Origin of the sequence: Microbacterium sp. ZW T5_45 (assembly GCF_044987415.1) — a bacterium.
Taxonomy (GTDB): domain Bacteria; phylum Actinomycetota; class Actinomycetes; order Actinomycetales; family Microbacteriaceae; genus Microbacterium.
Window position 1 is genome coordinate 1 of the sequence record NZ_JBJDRJ010000023.1, and the last position, 17,870, is coordinate 17,870.

At 67.1% G+C, this 17,870-nt stretch carries 16 protein-coding genes and 1 pseudogene; 9 read left to right on the forward strand and 8 right to left on the reverse strand.

Annotated elements, in window-relative coordinates:
• A pseudogene (locus tag ACI3KS_RS12350) lies at positions 1 to 132 on the forward strand (IS481 family transposase); the annotation flags it as partial.
• On the opposite strand, the gene ACI3KS_RS12355 reads toward ACI3KS_RS12350, so the two are convergent.
• The 5 genes from ACI3KS_RS12355 to ACI3KS_RS12375 form a co-directional block, all read right to left on the reverse strand.
• A complete protein-coding gene (locus tag ACI3KS_RS12355; RefSeq protein WP_404918699.1) occupies positions 129 to 1,514 on the reverse strand; it encodes an aspartate aminotransferase family protein in 1,386 nt (461 codons plus the stop codon). The pseudogene ACI3KS_RS12350 and the gene ACI3KS_RS12355 overlap by 4 nt on opposite strands.
• The gene (locus tag ACI3KS_RS12360; RefSeq protein ID WP_404918701.1) at positions 1,511 to 1,978 is read right to left on the reverse strand and encodes an Lrp/AsnC family transcriptional regulator; all 468 of its coding nucleotides are present in this window, start codon (positions 1,976 to 1,978) and stop codon (positions 1,511 to 1,513) included. Before ACI3KS_RS12360 ends, ACI3KS_RS12355 begins: the two co-directional genes overlap by 4 nt.
• A gap of 79 nt (positions 1,979 to 2,057) precedes the next feature.
• A complete protein-coding gene (locus ACI3KS_RS12365; RefSeq protein WP_404918703.1) occupies positions 2,058 to 3,218 on the reverse strand; it encodes an acyl-CoA dehydrogenase family protein in 1,161 nt (386 codons plus the stop codon).
• Complete coding sequence (locus tag ACI3KS_RS12370) at positions 3,215 to 3,973, reverse strand: alpha/beta fold hydrolase (RefSeq protein ID WP_404918705.1); 759 nt, start codon at positions 3,971 to 3,973, stop codon at positions 3,215 to 3,217. The genes ACI3KS_RS12365 and ACI3KS_RS12370 overlap by 4 nt, the downstream gene beginning before the upstream one ends.
• Positions 3,974 to 3,982: 9 nt before the next feature.
• Positions 3,983 to 5,191: an MFS transporter gene (locus ACI3KS_RS12375; protein ID WP_404918707.1), complete on the reverse strand. Its 1,209-nt coding sequence runs from the start codon at positions 5,189 to 5,191 to the stop codon at positions 3,983 to 3,985.
• Between the two features lie 56 nt (positions 5,192 to 5,247).
• Here ACI3KS_RS12375 and ACI3KS_RS12380 point away from each other — a divergent pair, with 56 nt between their 5' ends.
• The 6 genes from ACI3KS_RS12380 (at position 5,248) to nrdF (ending at position 11,600) form a co-directional block, all read left to right on the forward strand.
• Complete coding sequence (locus tag ACI3KS_RS12380) at positions 5,248 to 6,654, forward strand: amidase (protein WP_404918709.1); 1,407 nt, start codon at positions 5,248 to 5,250, stop codon at positions 6,652 to 6,654.
• 321 nt (positions 6,655 to 6,975) lie between these two features.
• Entirely contained in the window at positions 6,976 to 7,209 is a 234-nt protein-coding gene (gene nrdH / locus ACI3KS_RS12385; RefSeq protein WP_067118559.1) for a glutaredoxin-like protein NrdH, read from the forward strand.
• 6 nt (positions 7,210 to 7,215) lie between these two features.
• Entirely contained in the window at positions 7,216 to 7,650 is a 435-nt protein-coding gene (gene nrdI, locus ACI3KS_RS12390; RefSeq protein ID WP_404918712.1) for a class Ib ribonucleoside-diphosphate reductase assembly flavoprotein NrdI, read from the forward strand.
• Positions 7,647 to 9,791 carry a class 1b ribonucleoside-diphosphate reductase subunit alpha gene (gene nrdE, locus ACI3KS_RS12395; protein ID WP_404918714.1) on the forward strand — a complete coding sequence of 715 codons (2,145 nt, stop codon included), beginning with the start codon at positions 7,647 to 7,649 and terminating at the stop codon, positions 9,789 to 9,791. Before nrdI ends, nrdE begins: the two co-directional genes overlap by 4 nt.
• A 16-nt stretch (positions 9,792 to 9,807) precedes the next feature.
• The gene (locus ACI3KS_RS12400) at positions 9,808 to 10,626 is read left to right on the forward strand and encodes an NUMOD3 domain-containing DNA-binding protein (protein ID WP_404918716.1); all 819 of its coding nucleotides are present in this window, start codon (positions 9,808 to 9,810) and stop codon (positions 10,624 to 10,626) included.
• A complete protein-coding gene (gene nrdF, locus ACI3KS_RS12405) occupies positions 10,623 to 11,600 on the forward strand; it encodes a class 1b ribonucleoside-diphosphate reductase subunit beta (RefSeq protein ID WP_404918718.1) in 978 nt (325 codons plus the stop codon). Before ACI3KS_RS12400 ends, nrdF begins: the two co-directional genes overlap by 4 nt.
• A 616-nt stretch (positions 11,601 to 12,216) precedes the next feature.
• Here nrdF and ACI3KS_RS12410 read toward each other — a convergent pair.
• From ACI3KS_RS12410 to pgi, 3 genes are all read right to left on the reverse strand, one after another.
• Entirely contained in the window at positions 12,217 to 12,894 is a 678-nt protein-coding gene (locus ACI3KS_RS12410) for a hypothetical protein (RefSeq protein WP_404918720.1), read from the reverse strand.
• A gap of 66 nt (positions 12,895 to 12,960) precedes the next feature.
• Positions 12,961 to 13,569, reverse strand: a complete 609-nt coding sequence (locus ACI3KS_RS12415; RefSeq protein WP_404918722.1) for a flavodoxin family protein — start codon at positions 13,567 to 13,569, stop codon at positions 12,961 to 12,963.
• Between the two features lie 92 nt (positions 13,570 to 13,661).
• Positions 13,662 to 15,341, reverse strand: a complete 1,680-nt coding sequence (pgi, locus tag ACI3KS_RS12420) for a glucose-6-phosphate isomerase (RefSeq protein ID WP_404918724.1) — start codon at positions 15,339 to 15,341, stop codon at positions 13,662 to 13,664.
• Between the two features lie 108 nt (positions 15,342 to 15,449).
• On the opposite strand from pgi, the gene ACI3KS_RS12425 reads away from it, so the two are divergent.
• Both ACI3KS_RS12425 and ACI3KS_RS12430 read left to right on the forward strand, forming a co-directional pair.
• A complete protein-coding gene (locus ACI3KS_RS12425; RefSeq protein ID WP_404918726.1) occupies positions 15,450 to 16,796 on the forward strand; it encodes a serine/threonine-protein kinase in 1,347 nt (448 codons plus the stop codon).
• A 23-nt stretch (positions 16,797 to 16,819) separates the two neighbouring features.
• Entirely contained in the window at positions 16,820 to 17,842 is a 1,023-nt protein-coding gene (locus ACI3KS_RS12430; protein ID WP_404918728.1) for a hypothetical protein, read from the forward strand.
• Positions 17,843 to 17,870 lie beyond the last annotated feature (28 nt).

Here is a 17,870-nt window from a genome sequence, read left to right on the forward strand (position 1 = left end):
TACGAATCAGAGACCGAACGGCGAGCAGCACTACCCGCCTGGATGCACTTCTACAATCATCACAGGCGCCACTCCGCCATCGGAGCCCCACCCATCAGCAGGCTCAACAACCTGCCTGGACATCACAGCTAGAGCACCCCCTGGGCCCGCGTGAGCACGTCGCGGAGGATCTGCTCGATGTCGCGGAACTCGCTCGGGCCGATCGTCAGCGGCGGAGCGAGCTGGATCACGGGGTCGCCGCGGTCGTCGGCGCGGCAGTACAGACCGGCCTCGTACAGCGCGGGGGAGAGGAAGCCGCGCAGCAGCCGCTCGGACTCGGCGTCGTCGAAGGTCTCCCTCGTCGTCTTGTCCTTCACCAGCTCGATGCCGAAGAAGTAGCCGTCGCCGCGGACATCGCCCACGATGGGCAGGTCGCCGAGCTTCTCGAGCTCGGCACGGAACAGCGGTGAGTTCTCCCGCACGTGGGCGTTGAGGTTCTCCTCGTCGAAGATCGCGAGGTTCTCGAGGGCGACAGCGGCCGAGACCGGGTGACCGCCGAACGTGTATCCGTGGTAGAAGGTCGTGTCGCCCTTCGAGAACGGCTCGTAGACCTTGTCGCTCACGATGGTGGCGCCGATCGGCGAGTAGCCGCTGGTCATGCCCTTCGCGCACGTGATCATGTCCGGCACGTAGCCGAGGCCCGTGCAGGCGAAGGTGTGTCCGAGACGTCCGAAGGCGCAGATGACCTCGTCCGAGACGAGCAGCACGTCGTACTTGTCGCAGATCTCGCGCACCCGGGCGAAGTAGCCGGGGGGAGGGGGGAAGCATCCGCCCGAGTTCTGCACCGGCTCGAGGAAGACCGCGGCGACCGTCTCGGGTCCTTCGAAGAGGATCATCTCCTCGATGCGGTCGGCGGCCCAGCGCCCGAAGGCCTCGAGGTCCTCGGCCGGAGCGCCCATCTCGGCCGCGCGATAGAAGTTCGTGTTCGGCACGCGGAAACCGCCGGGGGTGACCGGCTCGAACATCGCCTTCATCGCGGGGATGCCGGTGATCGCCAGGGCGCCCTGCGGCGTGCCGTGATAGGCCACAGCTCGTGAGATCACCTTGTGCTTGGTGGGCTGGCCCATCAGCTTCCAGTACTGCTTGGCGAGCTTGAAGGCGGTCTCGACGGCCTCGCCGCCGCCCGTGGAGAAGAACACGCGGTTGAGGTCGCCCGGCGCCTCGTCGGCGAGGCGGTCGGCGAGCTGGATCGCTGCGGGGTGCGCGTACGACCAGAGCGGGAAGAACGACAGCTCCGAAGCCTGCGCCGCGGCAGCCTCGGCGAGGCGGCGGCGGCCGTGGCCGGCGTTCACGACGAAGAGGCCCGCGAGCCCGTCGATGTACTCCTTGCCCTTGGAGTCCCAGATGCGGTGCCCGTCGCCCTTGACGATGATCGGCACGCCGGACTTGTCCATCGTGGACTGGCGCGTGAAGTGCATCCAGAGATGGTCCTTGGCCATCGCCTGGAGTTCGGCTTCGGTCGGTGTGGTGCTCATCTGGTCCCCCAGTTGTAGAGCTGCTTCTGCAGCTTGGCGTAGATGAATGTCTCGGTCGAGAGCACGCCCTCGATCGGACGGATGCGGTCGTTCAGCAGTGCGAGCAGATCGTCGTCGTCCTCGCACACGACCTCGGCGAGGATGTCGAAGGATCCGACGGCGATCACGACGTAGTCGATCTCGTCGATCTCGGCGACGGCCTCGGCGACGACGCGGGCGTCGCCGGTGACGCGGATGCCGATCATCGCCTGACGGTGGAAGCCCAGCTGCATCGGATCGGTCACCGCGACGATCTGCATGACTCCGGACTCGGTCAGGCGCTGCACGCGCTGGCGAACCGCGGCCTCACTGAGTCCGACCTCCCGCCCGATGTCGGAATAGGAGCGGCGGCCGTCCTCCTGCAGCAACTCGATGATCGTCTTCGAGACGTCATCCAGTGCGAGAACTTTCTTGGTCGAACCCATGGTGCGATCTTCGCACCGAGAGTTCACATCGAGCAACCGATTCCGCAGTTTTCTTGGCTGAATCCTACGAAAGAGACCGTCAGGACTCGAGTGGTCCGAGCCAGGCGCTCGCCGCGGTGGCGTGCGCCGACTCGGGATCGGAGGGGTGGAAGAGGCCGGCGAGCACGTCGCGGTAGAGACGGGACAGCTCGTTCGATGAGAAGTAGGAGGAACCGCCCGCGGTGAGGATCGCCTGGTCGACGACGTGCTTCGACATCGTCACGGCCCGATGCTTGACGCCGGACAGCAGGGTGAACCAGCGGGGGCCGTGATCCGCACGTTCGTCGACGTCCCGGGCCAGCGCGGCGATCTGGGGAGGGAGAGCGTCGTAGGCCAGGGCCATGTCGGCGATGCGCCAGCGGATGTCGGCATCCTGACTGTACGCGAGTCCGGTCTTCAGGGAGGTGCGCGTCCGCACGGTCTGCACCGCGAGGTCCAGCGCTCGACGCGCGATGCCGGTGTACACCGAGGCGAGGAGGATCTCGAACACCGAGAAGATCCCGAACACGATCGGGTCCGGGTTGGGTCCGGGGTCGAGGCGGCGCACGACGTGCGCGGCGTCGGCGATCGCACCGTCCAGCACCGTCGTGCGCGACTGCGAGCCGCGCATGCCGAGCGTGTCCCAGTCGTCCTTCGTGGTGACGGCATCCGTTCGCTCCACGAACGCGAAGACGAGCTTCGGAGCGTCCGGACTCGTCGTGTCGAGCCCATGCAGTCCCAGGCGCGTCCATACCGGGGCGAGCGACGTGAAGATCTTGGTTCCGGTGAAGGCGTAGCCGCCGTCGCCGGTGGGGACCGCAGCGGTCTCGCTGCCGAACAGCACGAGGTCGTTGCCGCGCTCGCTGATGCCGAACGCGAAGACCTCACCCGCGGCGGCTCCGTCCTGCACGAATTCGAGTCCGGGCACGCCCCGGTCGCTGAACACCTTCGCGACTCCGGTCCACACCAGGTGCATGTTGATCGCGAGCGCCGTGGCGGGCGCGGCGCCGGCGAGACGCTGCTGCAGGACCGCCGCCTCGGCGAGGCTCAGCCCCGCGCCTCCGCGCTCCGCCGGAACGAGGATCGACAGGTAGCCGGCTTCCCGCAGCTCATCGAGGTCCTGCTGGGGGAACGTGTTCTCCCGATCATGGATCGGCGCGCGCTCGCGGATGCGCTCGATCAGGTCGTCGGGCAGGTAGGCGGTGGGATCGAAGACGCTCATGACAGGGCCCGTCGCAGGTGCTCGATCGTCTCCTCCGGTTCGTCGCGGTGCGGCGAATGCCCCGCGCCGTCGACCACTGACATCGTGATCAGGGGATTGGCGGCGAGAACGCGCTCGGCGGTGTCGCCGGTGAACAGGCTGTACACCGCGGGGTCCGCGCCGATGATGCGGGTGGGGATCGTGAGGCGCGCGGCATCCTCCGTGACGTCCCAGTGCTCGTTCTGCGCACTCGTCTGCGCGATCGCCCACGCGCTCGCGCGGTGCACGGCGTCGATCTTCAGCTCGAGATCCTGCGGATGCCAGTGCGGATGCTCCTGCCGGACGGCCTCGAGACGGTTGTCGGCGAAGGCACGCTCCTGGCTCTTGCGGACGATCGACGCGTCGCGGCCGGAGACCAGCAGCGCCGGATCGATCAGGACGAGACGTCGCGTCCACTCCGGGGCGGATGCCGCGGCGGAGGTGCTGGCGGCGCCGCCGAGGGAATGGCCGATGACCGCATCCCACGCTCCACCGCCGTCGGGGGCGACCAGCGCGAGGTCGGCGGCGTAGGCGGCGACGGAGTAGTCGAGCGCGCGGGGAGCGTCGCCGTGCCCTCGGAGGTCGACCGCCACCGCGTACCAGCCGGCGCTCGCGAGCGCATCGCCGAGGCGCCACATGAGGGCTGCGGAGGAGCCGAGTCCATGCACGAGCAGGGCACGACGGGTGGATGCCGGGTCTCCCCAGGCGATGCGGGGAAGGGTGAGCGGGGCGGGCATGGCACCAGCCTAGGACGGCGTGACCTGCAACGGCTCGGTGTCGGGAGCAGGACTGGCGTCGCGGCCGCGCAGATCGGGGATCGCACGGACGAAAACGATCGCCACGAGAAGTCCGACCCCGGCGAAGAGAGTGGCGGCGAGATAGGCTCCGCGCCAATCCGTGGCATCGACGAGGAATCCCGCGACCGCCGAGCCTGCGGCGGCTCCGATGAGCTGACCGGTGCCCGCCCAGCCGAAGGCCTCGGCCGTCTCGCTGAACTTCACGCTGGCCGAGGTGATCGCGAACAGCATCGCCAGTGCCGGCGCGATGCCGATACCGGCGAGGATGAGGGTGCCGCCGAGCCAGAACACGTTCAGCATCACCATCGTCAGGGCCAGGCCGACCGTCACGACCGCGAGCCGGCGCGCCATCGCCCAGGGGCCGATGGGCAGGTGTCCGAAGGCGAGCCCGCCGGCGAGACTGCCGACCGAGAACACCGCCAGCACGAGACCCGCCTCGAGGCTGCCGTGCTCGAAGGTCGCCACCACGCCGACCTCTACGGCGGAGCAGGCACCGATGAGGAGGAAGCCGATCACGGTGGCGAGCAGCACGGGTGGCTTGAGCACGACCTTGCCGAGCGCGTTGCGGCTGCGCGGGATGCGCACGCGCCCGACCTCGGGGGAGAGCACGAACCACGATCCGCCTCCGACGAGGAAGACGGCCACGAGCAGCAGGCCCTCCATCGTGCCGACCTGGGTCGAGACGAGGGTGATCACGACCGGTGCGAGGATCCAGATGATCTCCTGCAGCGACGCGTCGAGAGAGAAGAGGGGCGTGAGCTGGCGGGAGTTGACCAGCTTCGGATAGATGGTGCGCACGGCCGCCTGGATCGGCGGGGTGGAGAGCCCGGCGACCATGCCGAGGATCATGTAGCCGGGAAGCGAGAGCGGCAGCACGGCGAGGCCCAGCATCGCCAGCACGCACACGGAGAGCGTGAGGGTGATGACCCGACGCATGCCCCAGACGCCCATCCAGCGGCTCGTGAGCGGACCCGCGACGGCCTGACCGACGCTCGTCGCGGCGAGGACGAGCCCGGCGGCGCCGTAGGAGCCGGTCTGCTGCTCGACATGCAGCAGGATCGCGAGAGAGCTCATGCCGTTGGGGAATCGCGCCGTGAGCTGAGCTGCGATCATGCGCGCCACGCCCGGCGTGCGAAGAAGGTCACCGTATCCCGCCACCAGGCAACGCTACCGGGTGCGGGCGGGCTCCGCGCGACTCCCGTATCGTCGGATCCATGCCCGAACTGCACGACCTCTCCGCGATCGAGCAGCGAGAGGAGCTGCGTCGGGGGAACGTCTCGCCCGTGGAGCTCGTCGAGCACTACCTCGACCGCATCGCGCGCCTCGACGCCGGACTCGGCGCATTCGTCGAGGTCACCGCCCGGGCCGCGCGGGATCGGGCTCGCGCGCTGCAGGAGCATGAGCCGCGCGGGGCGCTGTGGGGCCTGCCCCTCGGCGACAAGGATCTGGTGCCCCGCGCCGGAGTGCCCACGCGGTACGGCTCGCTGCTGCACCGCGATCTCGTGCCCTCGGAGACGGGTGATCAGGCCGCCGTGCTCGACGAGGCCGGCGGGGTGAGCCTCGGCAAGACGAACACGCCGGAGTTCGGGATGACCGGCTACACCGAGTCCTTGATCGCGCCGCCTGCACGCGATCCCTGGAGCCCGGGCGCCGGCGCCGGTGGATCGAGCGGCGGAGCAGCGACCGCGGTCGCGGCCGGACTGCTGCCGCTGGCACCGGCATCCGATGCCGGCGGGTCGATCCGGATCCCGGCGGCGACCACCGGCCTGGTCGGCATCAAGCCGTCGCGGGGGAGGATCGCCTTCGCATCCGGTCTCGACAGCGCCGGCGGCCTCGCCGTGGCCGGGCCCATCGCGAGGACGGTAGCCGATGCCGCCCTGCTGCTCGATGTGCAGGTCGCCGGGCGGCCGTACTCCTTCGCGACCGGAGCCGGTCCTGTGCGATCGTTCTCGCGCGCGGTGCAGGAAGGCGCGGCATCCGCAAGGGTGGGGGTCACGACGGTATCTCCCTGGGACGACGACGAGGACATCCGCCTGGATGCGGGAATGCGGGATGCCGTCGACGTGGCCGCGCGTCTGCTGTCGGATGCCGGCGCGGGGGTCGACGCGTTCGACTGGCGTCCGCGCGGATACGCGGAGATGTTCACCTCGCTGTGGCGGATGAGTGCGGCGCGCATGACGCTGACGGATACCGAGCTCGCCCTCGTACAGCCGATCACGGCCTGGCTCGTGCGCGAGGGGCGCCGCCTCAGCGGACGCGAGGTGCTCGACACCCTGGCCGCGGCATCCGCTTTCGAGAGGCGGACGATCAGCGACTTCGCACCGTTCGATGCCGTGCTGACGCCCGCTCTCGCCGAGCCCGCACGACCGGTGGGGTGGTTCGACCCCGAGGACGCGGCCCGCAATTTCGCCCAGCAGGTGCGTTACGCGCCGTACTCGAGCTTCGTGAACGTCGCCGGCCTGCCGGCGCTCGTCGTGCCGGTCATGACCGACGGCACGGGACATCCGGTGTGCGTGCAGCTGATCGGACGGCCCGGTGGTGAAGGGACGATCATCGCCCTCGCCGCGGAGCTCGAGAGACGATCCGGACGGATGCCGACACCGCCCGTCTGGAACCGCTGACGGCGACACGCCGCGACACGCCGAGACGCTCTTTCCACAGGAAAACGGATGTCGGAGGCCCGGCGTAGCGTGCGGCCTGTGGATGGATTCCGACAGGGCCGCTCGAACCCGCGGGATTCCGCGTTTCGACGACGACTTCGATGGCCTCGGAGCTGTGGAAGAAACGGTGGAGAACCTGTGTTGTTAATGGGGAGAGCGGTGGAAAACTACACGGATGTAACTACTACCCCTTGTGGTCGCCTCCAATGTCGGCACCCATATGTAGTATTGAACTCCCGGCGGGGGCCTGCCGGACAAACCTGAGATTTGAGGGAATCAACGATGTCGATCACCGTCTACACGAAGCCTTCCTGCGTTCAGTGCAACGCGACCTACCGTGCCCTCGATGCCAAGGGCATCGAGTACGAGATCCACGACCTGTCGGAGGACCCGGCGGCGCTCGAGCAGGTCAAGTCGCTCGGCTACATGCAGGCGCCTGTCGTCGTCACCGACGAGGACCACTGGTCGGGCTTCCGTCCCGACAAGATCGACGAGCTCGCCTCGCGCCTGGCCTGACCCACCATGAGCGCCGTAGCCACTGCCGCGCCGCTCGTGGTCTACTTCTCCAGCGTCTCGGGCAATACGGCACGCTTCGTCGAGAAGCTCGGGCTCCCCGCCCGACGCATCCCGCTTCGAGCGCAGGACGAACCGCTCGTCATCGACGAGCCCTTCGTGCTCATCACCCCCACCTACGGCGGGGGCGAGGGCCGCGGCGTCGAGAAGGGCGCCGTCCCCAAGCAGGTGATCCGGTTCCTCAACGACGAGGGCAACCGGCATCACCTCCGTGGGGTCATCTCCGCAGGAAACACCAACTTCGGCGAGTCGTTCTGCCTCGCCGGCGACATCATCAGCCGCAAGTGCCACGTGCCTCACTTGTATCGGCTAGAGATCTTCGGCACACAAGACGATGTCGATCACGTGACCGACGGATTGGAAAGACAGTGGCAGCTTCGGTGACCGAGACGGTGGCGTTCAAGGGGAACCCCGCGTTCGAGGGGCTCGACTATCACGCGCTCAACGCGATGCTCAACCTGTACGACGCCAACGGCAAGATCCAGTTCGACGCCGACAAGCGCGCCGCGCGGGAGTACTTCCTGCAGCACGTCAACCAGAACACGGTGTTCTTCCACTCCCTCAAGGAGCGTCTCGACTATCTCGTCGAGAAGGAGTACTACGAGGGCGCCGTCATCGACGCCTACTCGTTCGAGTTCGTACAGAAGCTCAACGACCTCGCGTACTCGAAGAAGTTCCGCTTCGAGACCTTCCTCGGCGCGTTCAAGTACTACACGAGCTACACGCTGAAGACCTTCGACGGCAAGCGCTACCTCGAGCGCTTCGAGGACCGCGTCGTCATGACCGCCCTCGCGCTCGCGGCCGGCGACGAGAAGCTCGCCGTCAACCTCGTCGAGGAGATCATCTCCGGTCGCTTCCAGCCGGCGACGCCGACGTTCCTCAACGCGGGCAAGGCGCAGCGCGGCGAGCTCGTCAGCTGCTTCCTGCTGCGCATCGAGGACAACATGGAGTCGATCGCCCGCGGCATCAACTCCGCCCTGCAGCTCTCCAAGCGCGGCGGCGGCGTCGCCCTGCTGCTGTCGAACATCCGCGAGGCCGGCGCGCCGATCAAGCAGATCGAGAACCAGTCCTCGGGAATCATCCCCGTCATGAAGCTGCTCGAAGACAGCTTCAGCTACGCCAACCAGCTCGGTGCCCGTCAGGGCGCGGGTGCGGTGTACCTCAACGCGCACCACCCCGACATCATGCGCTTCCTCGACACCAAGCGCGAGAACGCCGACGAGAAGATCCGCATCAAGACGCTGTCGCTCGGCGTCGTCGTGCCCGACATCACGTTCGAGCTCGCCAAGAACGGCGAGGACATGTACCTCTTCTCACCGTACGACGTCGAGAAGGTCTACGGTGTGCCCTTCGGCGACATCTCGGTCACCGAGAAGTACCGCGAGATGGTCGACGACCCGCGCATCAAGAAGACGAAGATCAACGCGCGCGAGTTCTTCCAGACCATCGCGGAGATCCAGTTCGAGTCCGGCTACCCGTACGTCATGTTCGAGGACACGGTCAACAAGGCGAACCCGATCAAGGGTCGCATCAACATGTCGAACCTCTGCAGCGAGATCCTGCAGGTGAACACGCCGACCACGTACAACGACGACCTGTCGTACGACCAGATCGGCAAGGACATCTCCTGCAACCTCGGCTCGATGAACATCGCGCTGTCGATGGATGCCGACGACCTCGGCCAGACCGTCGAGACCGCGATCCGTGCGCTCAGCGCTGTGAGCGACCAGAGCCACATCCGTTCGGTGCGCTCGATCGAGGACGGCAACGACCGTTCGCACGCGATCGGCCTCGGCCAGATGAACCTGCACGGCTACCTCGCCCGCGAGCACGTCTTCTACGGCTCGGAGGAGGGTGTCGACTTCACGAACATCTACTTCTACACCGTGCTGTTCCACGCGCTGCGCGCCTCGAACAACCTCGCGATCGAGCGCAAGCAGGCCTTCGACGGCTTCGAGGACTCGACGTACGCGTCGGGGACGTTCTTCGACAAGTACATCGACCAGGCGTGGGTTCCGGCGACCGAGAAGGTCAAGGAGCTCTTCGCGGGCAAGCACATCCCCACGCAGGACGACTGGAAGGCGCTGAAGGCGTCGATCCAGGAGCACGGCATCTACAACCAGAACCTGCAGGCGGTTCCGCCGACCGGCTCGATCTCGTACATCAACAACTCGACGTCGTCGATCCACCCGATCGCGTCGAAGATCGAGATCCGCAAGGAAGGCAAGCTCGGTCGCGTCTACTACCCGGCCGCGTTCATGACGAACGACAACCTGGAGTACTACCAGGACGCGTACGAGATCGGCTACGAGAAGGTCATCGACACGTACGCCGCGGCCACGCAGCACGTCGACCAGGGCCTGTCGCTGACGCTGTTCTTCAAGGACACCGCCACCACGCGCGACATCAACAAGGCGCAGATCTACGCATGGCGCAAGGGCATCAAGACGATCTACTACATCCGTCTGCGTCAGCTGGCGCTCGAAGGTACGGAACTGGACGCTTGCGTGTCGTGCATGCTGTGACACGGATGCCGTAGACATGTCGGATGCGTCGGATCGTGTAGGAGTGTTGCCGTTCATCGGCATCGTCTACGCGGTCCGACGCTATGACTCCCTGGAGTTCCGCTACGTCGGTATCACCACGAAATCCGTGGATGTGAGGCGTCGACAGCATCTCAAGCTGAGCAGGGCAGGAAGAAAGTCACCGTTCTACGACTGGCTGCGAAAGCACGACGGAGAGAGCGAAGAAGTGTACTTCCAGCCGATGGAGCTGGTGATGGGCGACGATCTCGAGGCCCTCGGTGCGGCGGAGGAACGCTGGATCGCAGTGCTGCGAGAAGAGGGACACCCTCTTCTCAATCTTTCCGATGGTGGTCTCGGCCCGCGCGGCTACGTGTGGACTGCGGAACAGCGCGCGGCTGCGAGTGAGCGGTCGCACGGGCGGAAGCGGCCGGACATCCGTTCCGGACCCGAGCATCCGATGTGGGGAACCCATCGTTCGGAGGAGCTGAAGGCGAAGTGGTCCGCCGAACGGAAAGGGATGAACTCCGGCGCCAAGAATCCGAACTTCGGTAAGTTCGGAGCACAGCATCCGAGTTACGGGCATCGAATGTCGGAAGAGGCCAAGGCGCGGCTGTCCGAGATGCGTCGGGGAGAGAACAACCCCAACTTCGGGAAGACAGCGAGCGCGGAGACTCGCGCGAAGATGTCAGCGGTGCGTAAGGGACGGCCACAACCGTCGAGCCGGCGCAGCGCACACACGAGACACCACACCAACAAAAGCATGTTCAGCGAAACATGCGCATACTGCATTGAAGATCAACACAACGCTCAGGGCGGAATGAGGAACCAAGAATGACCCGGCAGAAGGTACAGCTCGTCAGCGACGTACAGGCGATCAACTGGAACCGCATCATCGACGACAAGGACCTCGAGGTCTGGAACCGTCTGGTGAACAACTTCTGGCTGCCCGAGAAGGTGCCGCTGTCGAACGACATCCAGTCGTGGAACACGCTGACGCCGGAGGAGCAGCTGCTCACGATGCGAGTGTTCACCGGTCTGACGCTGCTGGACACGATCCAGGGCACAGTCGGAGCGGTGTCGCTGATACCCGACGCGATCACGCCGCACGAAGAGGCCGTATACACGAACATCGCGTTCATGGAGTCGGTGCACGCGAAGAGCTACTCGTCGATCTTCTCGACGCTCGCGTCGACCAAGGAGATCGACGAGGCGTTCCGGTGGTCCACCGAGAACCCGAACCTTCAGAAGAAGGCTCAGATCATCATGGACTACTACCAGGGCGATGACCCGCTGAAGCGTAAGATCGCGTCGACGCTGCTCGAGTCGTTCCTGTTCTACTCGGGGTTCTACCTGCCGATCTACTGGTCGTCGAAGGCGAAGCTGACGAACACGGCCGACCTGATCCGCCTCATCATCCGTGACGAGGCCGTGCACGGTTACTACATCGGCTACAAGTTCCAGAAGGGTCTCGAGAACGAGACCGAGGAGCGTCGTCAGGAGCTGAAGGACTACACCTTCAACCTGCTGTTCGAGCTCTACGACAACGAGGTGCAGTACACGCAGGACCTCTACGACGGCGTCGGTCTGACCGAGGACGTCAAGAAGTTCCTGCACTACAACGCCAACAAGGCGCTCATGAACCTCGGCTACGAGGCGATGTTCCCGTCGACGGTCACGAACGTGAACCCAGCGATCCTGTCGGCGCTGTCGCCGAACTCCGACGAGAACCACGACTTCTTCAGCGGGTCGGGTTCGTCCTACGTCATCGGCAAGGCCGAGGCCACAGAGGACGACGACTGGGACTTCTAAGGGCGGACGTGGGTAGGGATTCGGGCATCCTGAAATGGGTGCTGCGTCGTAGGAGTTTCTGGGGTGTTCTCGCATCGGTTGGATACGCAGCGGGAGCCGCGCTTCCATTCATCTCCGCAACACGTGCTTTAGAGGTCGGAACGACGCAGACCGACATGATCGCGATGCTCACTTCCTACGTGGTCGTCGGGCTGGTTCTTGGCGGCGTTGGGCAACTCATGCGCTCTGCGGCACACGGAGCAGCCAGTGTGGGAGGCCGACGAGTTGACGGGGCAGGAAAGCTACTAGGTGTGGTTGGTTGGGCACTTGGACTCACCGGAGCTGTTCTCTTCGCTCTTCAAGGCACCGAGACTCCTGAGTGGGTGTTGTCCTTCGTCGTTGCCGCGGTGTTTTTCCCGCCTATCGTCGTCTTCGGGTTCTCGATTCGAACCCGACCCCTGCCGGGTGGAACAGCTCTCGGGGACTCGAGCCCCCGGACCGAAGGGTGAGTTCCCGGCTTGGAAACACGGTTCCGTCTCTGTGCCGCGATCCCTCGCGGCACAGAGAGATCAGCGGCAAGGTGTGCTGCCAACCTTGCAAGTAGTCTCCAATCGGGCCTTCGCCGTCTGTGCGGGCTTCAGGCCGCAACTCGCCGCAGCACCGGTTCCGCCAGTTGGCGAACCGGAGTGCGCAGCGTCTGGCCGAGCTCACGGAACGCGTCGTCCCTGTTCGCGAAGCGGCCGTGGTCGGCCTTCACGAATCGTGAAAGGTCGAACTCTCCGCCGGTGGTCCCGTCCCAGTCGATCGCGCATCGGCCTGCCGCCTCGAAGAGAGTCTCCGAACCGCTGTTGGTGAATGCGCCACCGCCGCGGCATCCGATCGGCCCGAACAGCTCGGATGCCGGACGCCATCCGCCCACGTCGAACTCCGGCCAGATGAGCAGCACCTGCCGCGGCAGAGCGAAGCGGATGACGGGGAACCGCGGATACCAGAACGCCCGATCGATGTGTAGCGCCCGTACCCGGGTCGGGATACCGATCGCGCGCGATGTGCTCTCCAGCGCGGCGAGTCGTTGGCTGCACGAGCCGAAGCCGCGTGCCAGCGTGCGAGATGCGGGCGTCCGCTCCTCGACGGAGTACACCGCCTTGACCTCGGCGCTGATGATCCCGTGCGCCGCGGCGAGCACGCCGAGGGGAGCCTCGGATGCTGCCGCATCACGCGAGCGCTCGACGAGCCGTCGCACCTCCGCTGACTCGTGATCGAGGATCGGAGTGGTATCGAGAGAGCCGGCCAGGGTTCGGCTGAGGACTGTCATATTCGCAATATAGCACTTATGCGAAATATGGAAATGTCCGGTCGGCGAACCCCGACCGGATCCCGGTCAGGCCGAGTACCCCTCGTCCTTCAGCATCCGGGCCAGGTGCACCGCGTTCGCCACGGCGGTCTGCGTCGCCTGCGTCACCTTCTCGGGGACCGAGGTCAGATCCTTGTAGTCGGTGCCATGCATCGCCTCGCCGTTCCAATAGACGCTGGCTTGCGCGGGGACGGTGAAGCCAGCGTCGTTCAGCGCCTGGAACAGGATCGCCGAGATGTGGTGCGCCCCGTCCTCGTTGCCGACGACCACCGCCACCGCCACCTTGTCGAACAGCGTCGGACGTCCCTGATCGTCGGTCTCGGAGATCTCGGCATCCAAGCGCTCGAGCACGCGCTGGGCGACGCTGGAATGCTGGCCCATCCACGTCGGGGTCGCGAACACGACGATGTCGGCGGCGAGCACGCGCTCGCGCAGCTCAGGCCACTCGTCGCCCTTGCCCTCGTCGGTCCGCACGCCCGGCAGGATGCGGTGGTCGACCGCGCGGATGCGGTCGCCGGCGACGCCGTGCTGAGCCAGAGCGACGAGCACCTGCTCGCCGAGCACGTGAGTGCTCGATTCAGCGGGCGAGGGCTTGAGGGTGCAGTTGATCAGAAGAGCGTTCAGTTCGGAGACCATGCCGCACGGTAGGCATGCGCCCGGCCCGGAGCGCAGGGCCTTGACACGATGGAGGGCCGGACGCCGACGGCATCCGGCCCTCCGTGCGAGTGCTACGTGCGGTTCGCCGCGTAGTACGCGAGCAGCGCCTGGGTCGACGAGTCCTGGGCCGCCACGGCATCCGCATCGCCCTCGATCGCCGGAGCGATCTGCAGAGCGAGCTGCTTGCCGAGCTCGACACCCCACTGGTCGAAGGAATTGATGCCCCAGATCGTTCCCTGCGTGAACGTGATGTGCTCGTACAGCGCGATGAGCTGGCCGAGCACCTCGGGGGTGAGCGCCGGGGCGAAGATCGACGTCGTCGGGCGGTTGCCCGCGAAAGTGCGAGCCGCGACCAGAGCGCCCGTGGTGCCCTCGGCCTCGACCTCTTCCGCGGTCTTGCCGAACGCCAGCGCCTTGGTCTGCGCGAGGAAGTTCGCCAGGAACAGCGCGTGGACGTCCTGCTCACCGTCGACCAGCGGGTACGCCGGGTTCACGAACGCGATGAAGTCGGCGGGGATGAGGCGCGTGCCCTGGTGGATGAGCTGGTAGAACGCGTGCTGGCCGTTCGTGCCGGGCTCACCCCAGAACACCTCACCGGTGTCGGTCGTGACGGGCGAGCCGTCCCACCGAACCGACTTGCCGTTGGACTCCATGGTCAGCTGCTGCAGGTACGCGGGGAAGCGGCTGAGCTGCTGAGCGTAGGGCAGCACGGCGTGCGACTGCGCGCCGAAGAAGTTGTTGTACCAGATGTTGAGCAGACCCATCAGCACGGGCACGTTGCGCTCGAGCGGGGTCGTGCGCACGTGCTCGTCGACGGCGTGGAAGCCCGCGAGCAGACCGCGGAACGCGTCGGGGCCGAGCACGATCGCCAGAGACAGCCCGATCGCGGAGTCGACCGAGTAGCGTCCGCCGACCCAGTCCCAGAACCCGAAGGCGTTGACGGGGTCGATGCCGAACGCGGCGACCTTGTCGAGTGCGGTCGAGACCGCCACGAAGTGGTGAGCGACGGCATCGGTGCGCGAGTCGTCGTCGCCGGAGATCGCACCGGATGCCGTGAGCCCCGCCCACAGCCAGTCGCGGGCGAGACGCGCGTTGGTCAGCGTCTCCAGAGTGGTGAAGGTCTTGGAGGCGACGATGAACAGCGTCGTCTCGGGGTCGAGATCCGCGGTCTTCTGCGCGAGGTCGGTCGGGTCGATGTTCGAGACGAAACGCGCCTGGATGCCGGCATCCGCGTAGGGCTTCAGAGCCTCATAGACCATGACCGGTCCGAGGTCGGAGCCGCCGATGCCGATGTTCACCACGTGCGTGACCTTCTTGCCGGTGACACCGAGCCACTCGCCGCCGCGCACGCGCTCGGCGAAGGCGGTGAGCGCATCGAGGACGGACTGCACGTCGGCGTCGACGTCCTGCCCGTCGACGACCAGAGCGGGGGAGGAGCCGGCCGGTCGGCGCAGCGCCGTGTGCAGCACGGCACGGTCCTCCGAAGTGTTGAGGTGCGAGCCCTGCAGCATCGACGCGTAGCGCTCGGCGACGCCGGTCTGCTCGGCGAGACGCACGAGGGCGGCGAGCACGTCGTCGGTGACGAGGTTCTTCGACAGGTCGACGTGCAGATCGGCCAGGGGCAGCGACAGCCTCGCGGCGCGGTCGGGATCTGCGGCGAACCAGCCGCGCAGATCGGGGGTGATCTCGTCGTGGAGAGCGCTGAGCTCGGACCAGGCGGCGGTATGTGTCGGATCAACGGGAGCGGTCATGCGTCAACGGTATCGCGCGACGACTGCTCCGAGGCGCGACGTCAACCCCTGTGACAGCCGCCGCGCGCATGCGTACGGTCGGCGGAGTCGACGAGAGAACGGACGAGGATGCTGACGAGTGCGGAGATGGTCACGGAGGCGCTCCTCGACGGCCGCTACCGGCTACAGGAGCCGGTCGGCACGGGGGGAATGGCGACCGTGTATCGTGCCGCCGACGTGGTGCTGGGCCGCACGGTCGCGATCAAGATGATCCGCCAGGACGGCCCCGACATGGTCCCGGTCGAGCGCGCCCATCTCGAGGAGTCGGCGCTCGCCGCGCTCGACCACCCCGGGATCGTGACGCTGTTCGACTCACGGCTCGCACCGGGGCGCCCCCAGTACCTCGTCCTCGAGCTCGTCGACGGTCCCACGCTGCGCAGCGTGTTGGCCCAGGAGCGGATGCCGCCGGCCCAGGTCGCCGAGTTCGCCGCCGAGCTGGCCGATGCCCTGCGAGCGGTGCACGCGGCGGGCCTCGTGCACCGCGACCTCACCCCGTCGAACATCATCCTGCGGCCCCCGCGTCGCGAGGGGGACACCGCGTCCCCCGTGATCGTCGACTTCGGCATCTCGACGATCGTCGGCGACCCGCGGCTCACTTCGCCCGGCATCGTCCTCGGCACGCTCACCTACATCGCGCCCGAACTCCTCAGGGGAGCGGAGGCCAGGTCCGCCGTCGACGTCTACGCTCTCGGACTCATCCTCATCGAGGCGCTGAGCGGTCGACCGGCGTATGCGCCGGGTGAGGGAGTCGAGTCCGCGGTCGTCCGCCTCTCGACCCCGCCCGAGATCCCCGAGGACCTCCCCGCCGGATGGCACGCGCTGCTGCGGCGCATGACGAGCATCGATCCCGAGATGCGGCCGTCCGCGGCGGAGGTGGGGCGGATGCTGAGGACGATGGACGCGCCGGCGCCACCCGCTGCGCGCACGATCCTGCCGGCGGCCGCGTCCACGGCGTCGACCATCCCCACGGGGCCGACCGCGGTGATCACCTCGCCGCCCCGCGCTCGTTCTCCTCGTGGCGGCGCTCGCGGGAGGCGCCGGATCAGCCGGCGCAGCACAGCGATGCTGCAGACCGCGCTCGGCCTGACCGCCGTCGGTGCGCTCGCCCTCGGTGCCGTGCTCACGGCTCCGGTCGAGGTCGTCGGCCGCAACGGGGATGACCCGATTCCTCGCACCACGCCGAGCGCAGTGGCCGAGCAGGCATCGGAGGAAGACCCCGGAGCGCAGAACGCGACGACGGCTGTGGACCCGACGTCCGAGCAGATCGCGAGCGTTCCGGCTGACCACGAGGCACCGCGTGGCGACAACGGCAAGGAGCCCGACCACGCGCACTCGCCCGGCGGCAAGAACGGGAACGGCGGCAACACCGGCAACGGGAACGGCGACAAGGGGGACGACGGCAAGGGGAAGGACTGAGCTCGCGCCCTAGGATGGCCCGGGTGAGCGAGTCCCCGGCATCCGTCGCCCCGTCGGCATCCGAGCGACCCGTCCTCGTCCGAGGGCCAGCGCTGATCGCCGTGCTCCTCCTTGCGGCCGGCGTGGCCGTGACGCTGCTGACCGAGGACCTCGGGATCGCGCAGTTCCTCCTCCTGCTCGGCGGAGGATGGTGCGCGGGGTTCTCGTTCGTCAACGCGGTGGAGCAGATGCCACGGAACGGTCTCGTGCTGCACCTCGCGGTGACCATCGTGCTCGCGGCGATCCTGGTCACGGTCATCACCTCGGGCAGCGCCCTCATCGAGTCTGTGCCCGAGCCTCTGCGTGGAGTGCTCCTCACTCTCAACCTCGCGGCGATCCCGGCGACCGGGTGGATCGTCCTCGGGCTCCTCGGCCGCGTCACGCAGGGACTGCGGCGGCGGGAGGAGGCACGGCGGCCCCTGCGCGCGGTGCCCGACTGGCAGCGCGATGACAGCGGAGACGGATCGATCGTCGCGTTCACCGCGATCGAGATGCCGTTCCGCGCGCTGACCCGCGCCATCGTGTGGATCGTCGTCCTCGTCGGAGCGCTCGCGGTGGTGCTGCTCATCGCCTTCTCCGACATCGTCCTGCACTTCGGCGCCCGGCTGTCGATCATCGTCGTCGGCGTCGTGCTCGCCCTCCCGGCATACTCGATCCTCACGGCGCGTCTACGGCGTCGCACCGTCGCCTGCACCCTGGCCCTCGGGAACGACGAGGTGCGCATAGACGTCGGCGGCGCGGCATCCGTCATCCGCTATTCGCGACTCGATCACCTGCTGTGGCGCGAGAAGAGCGACTATGCCCGGGTCGAGGTGCGCGGCGCCGGTACCGACATCTCGCTGCTCGTCGGCATCGCGACCGCGGCACCGGGGGTAGCGGCGGAGCTGCCGCCGTTGCCGCGAAGGATCATCCGGCGATTCGAGAGGGAAGGCCTCGTGCGGACCGTGAAGCGTCGGGGCGGCGGTGTGGAGTTCCGCCGCACGGACCGCCAGGGGTCAGCCGAGTGACCGGTCGACGGTATCCTGGATCACGGCC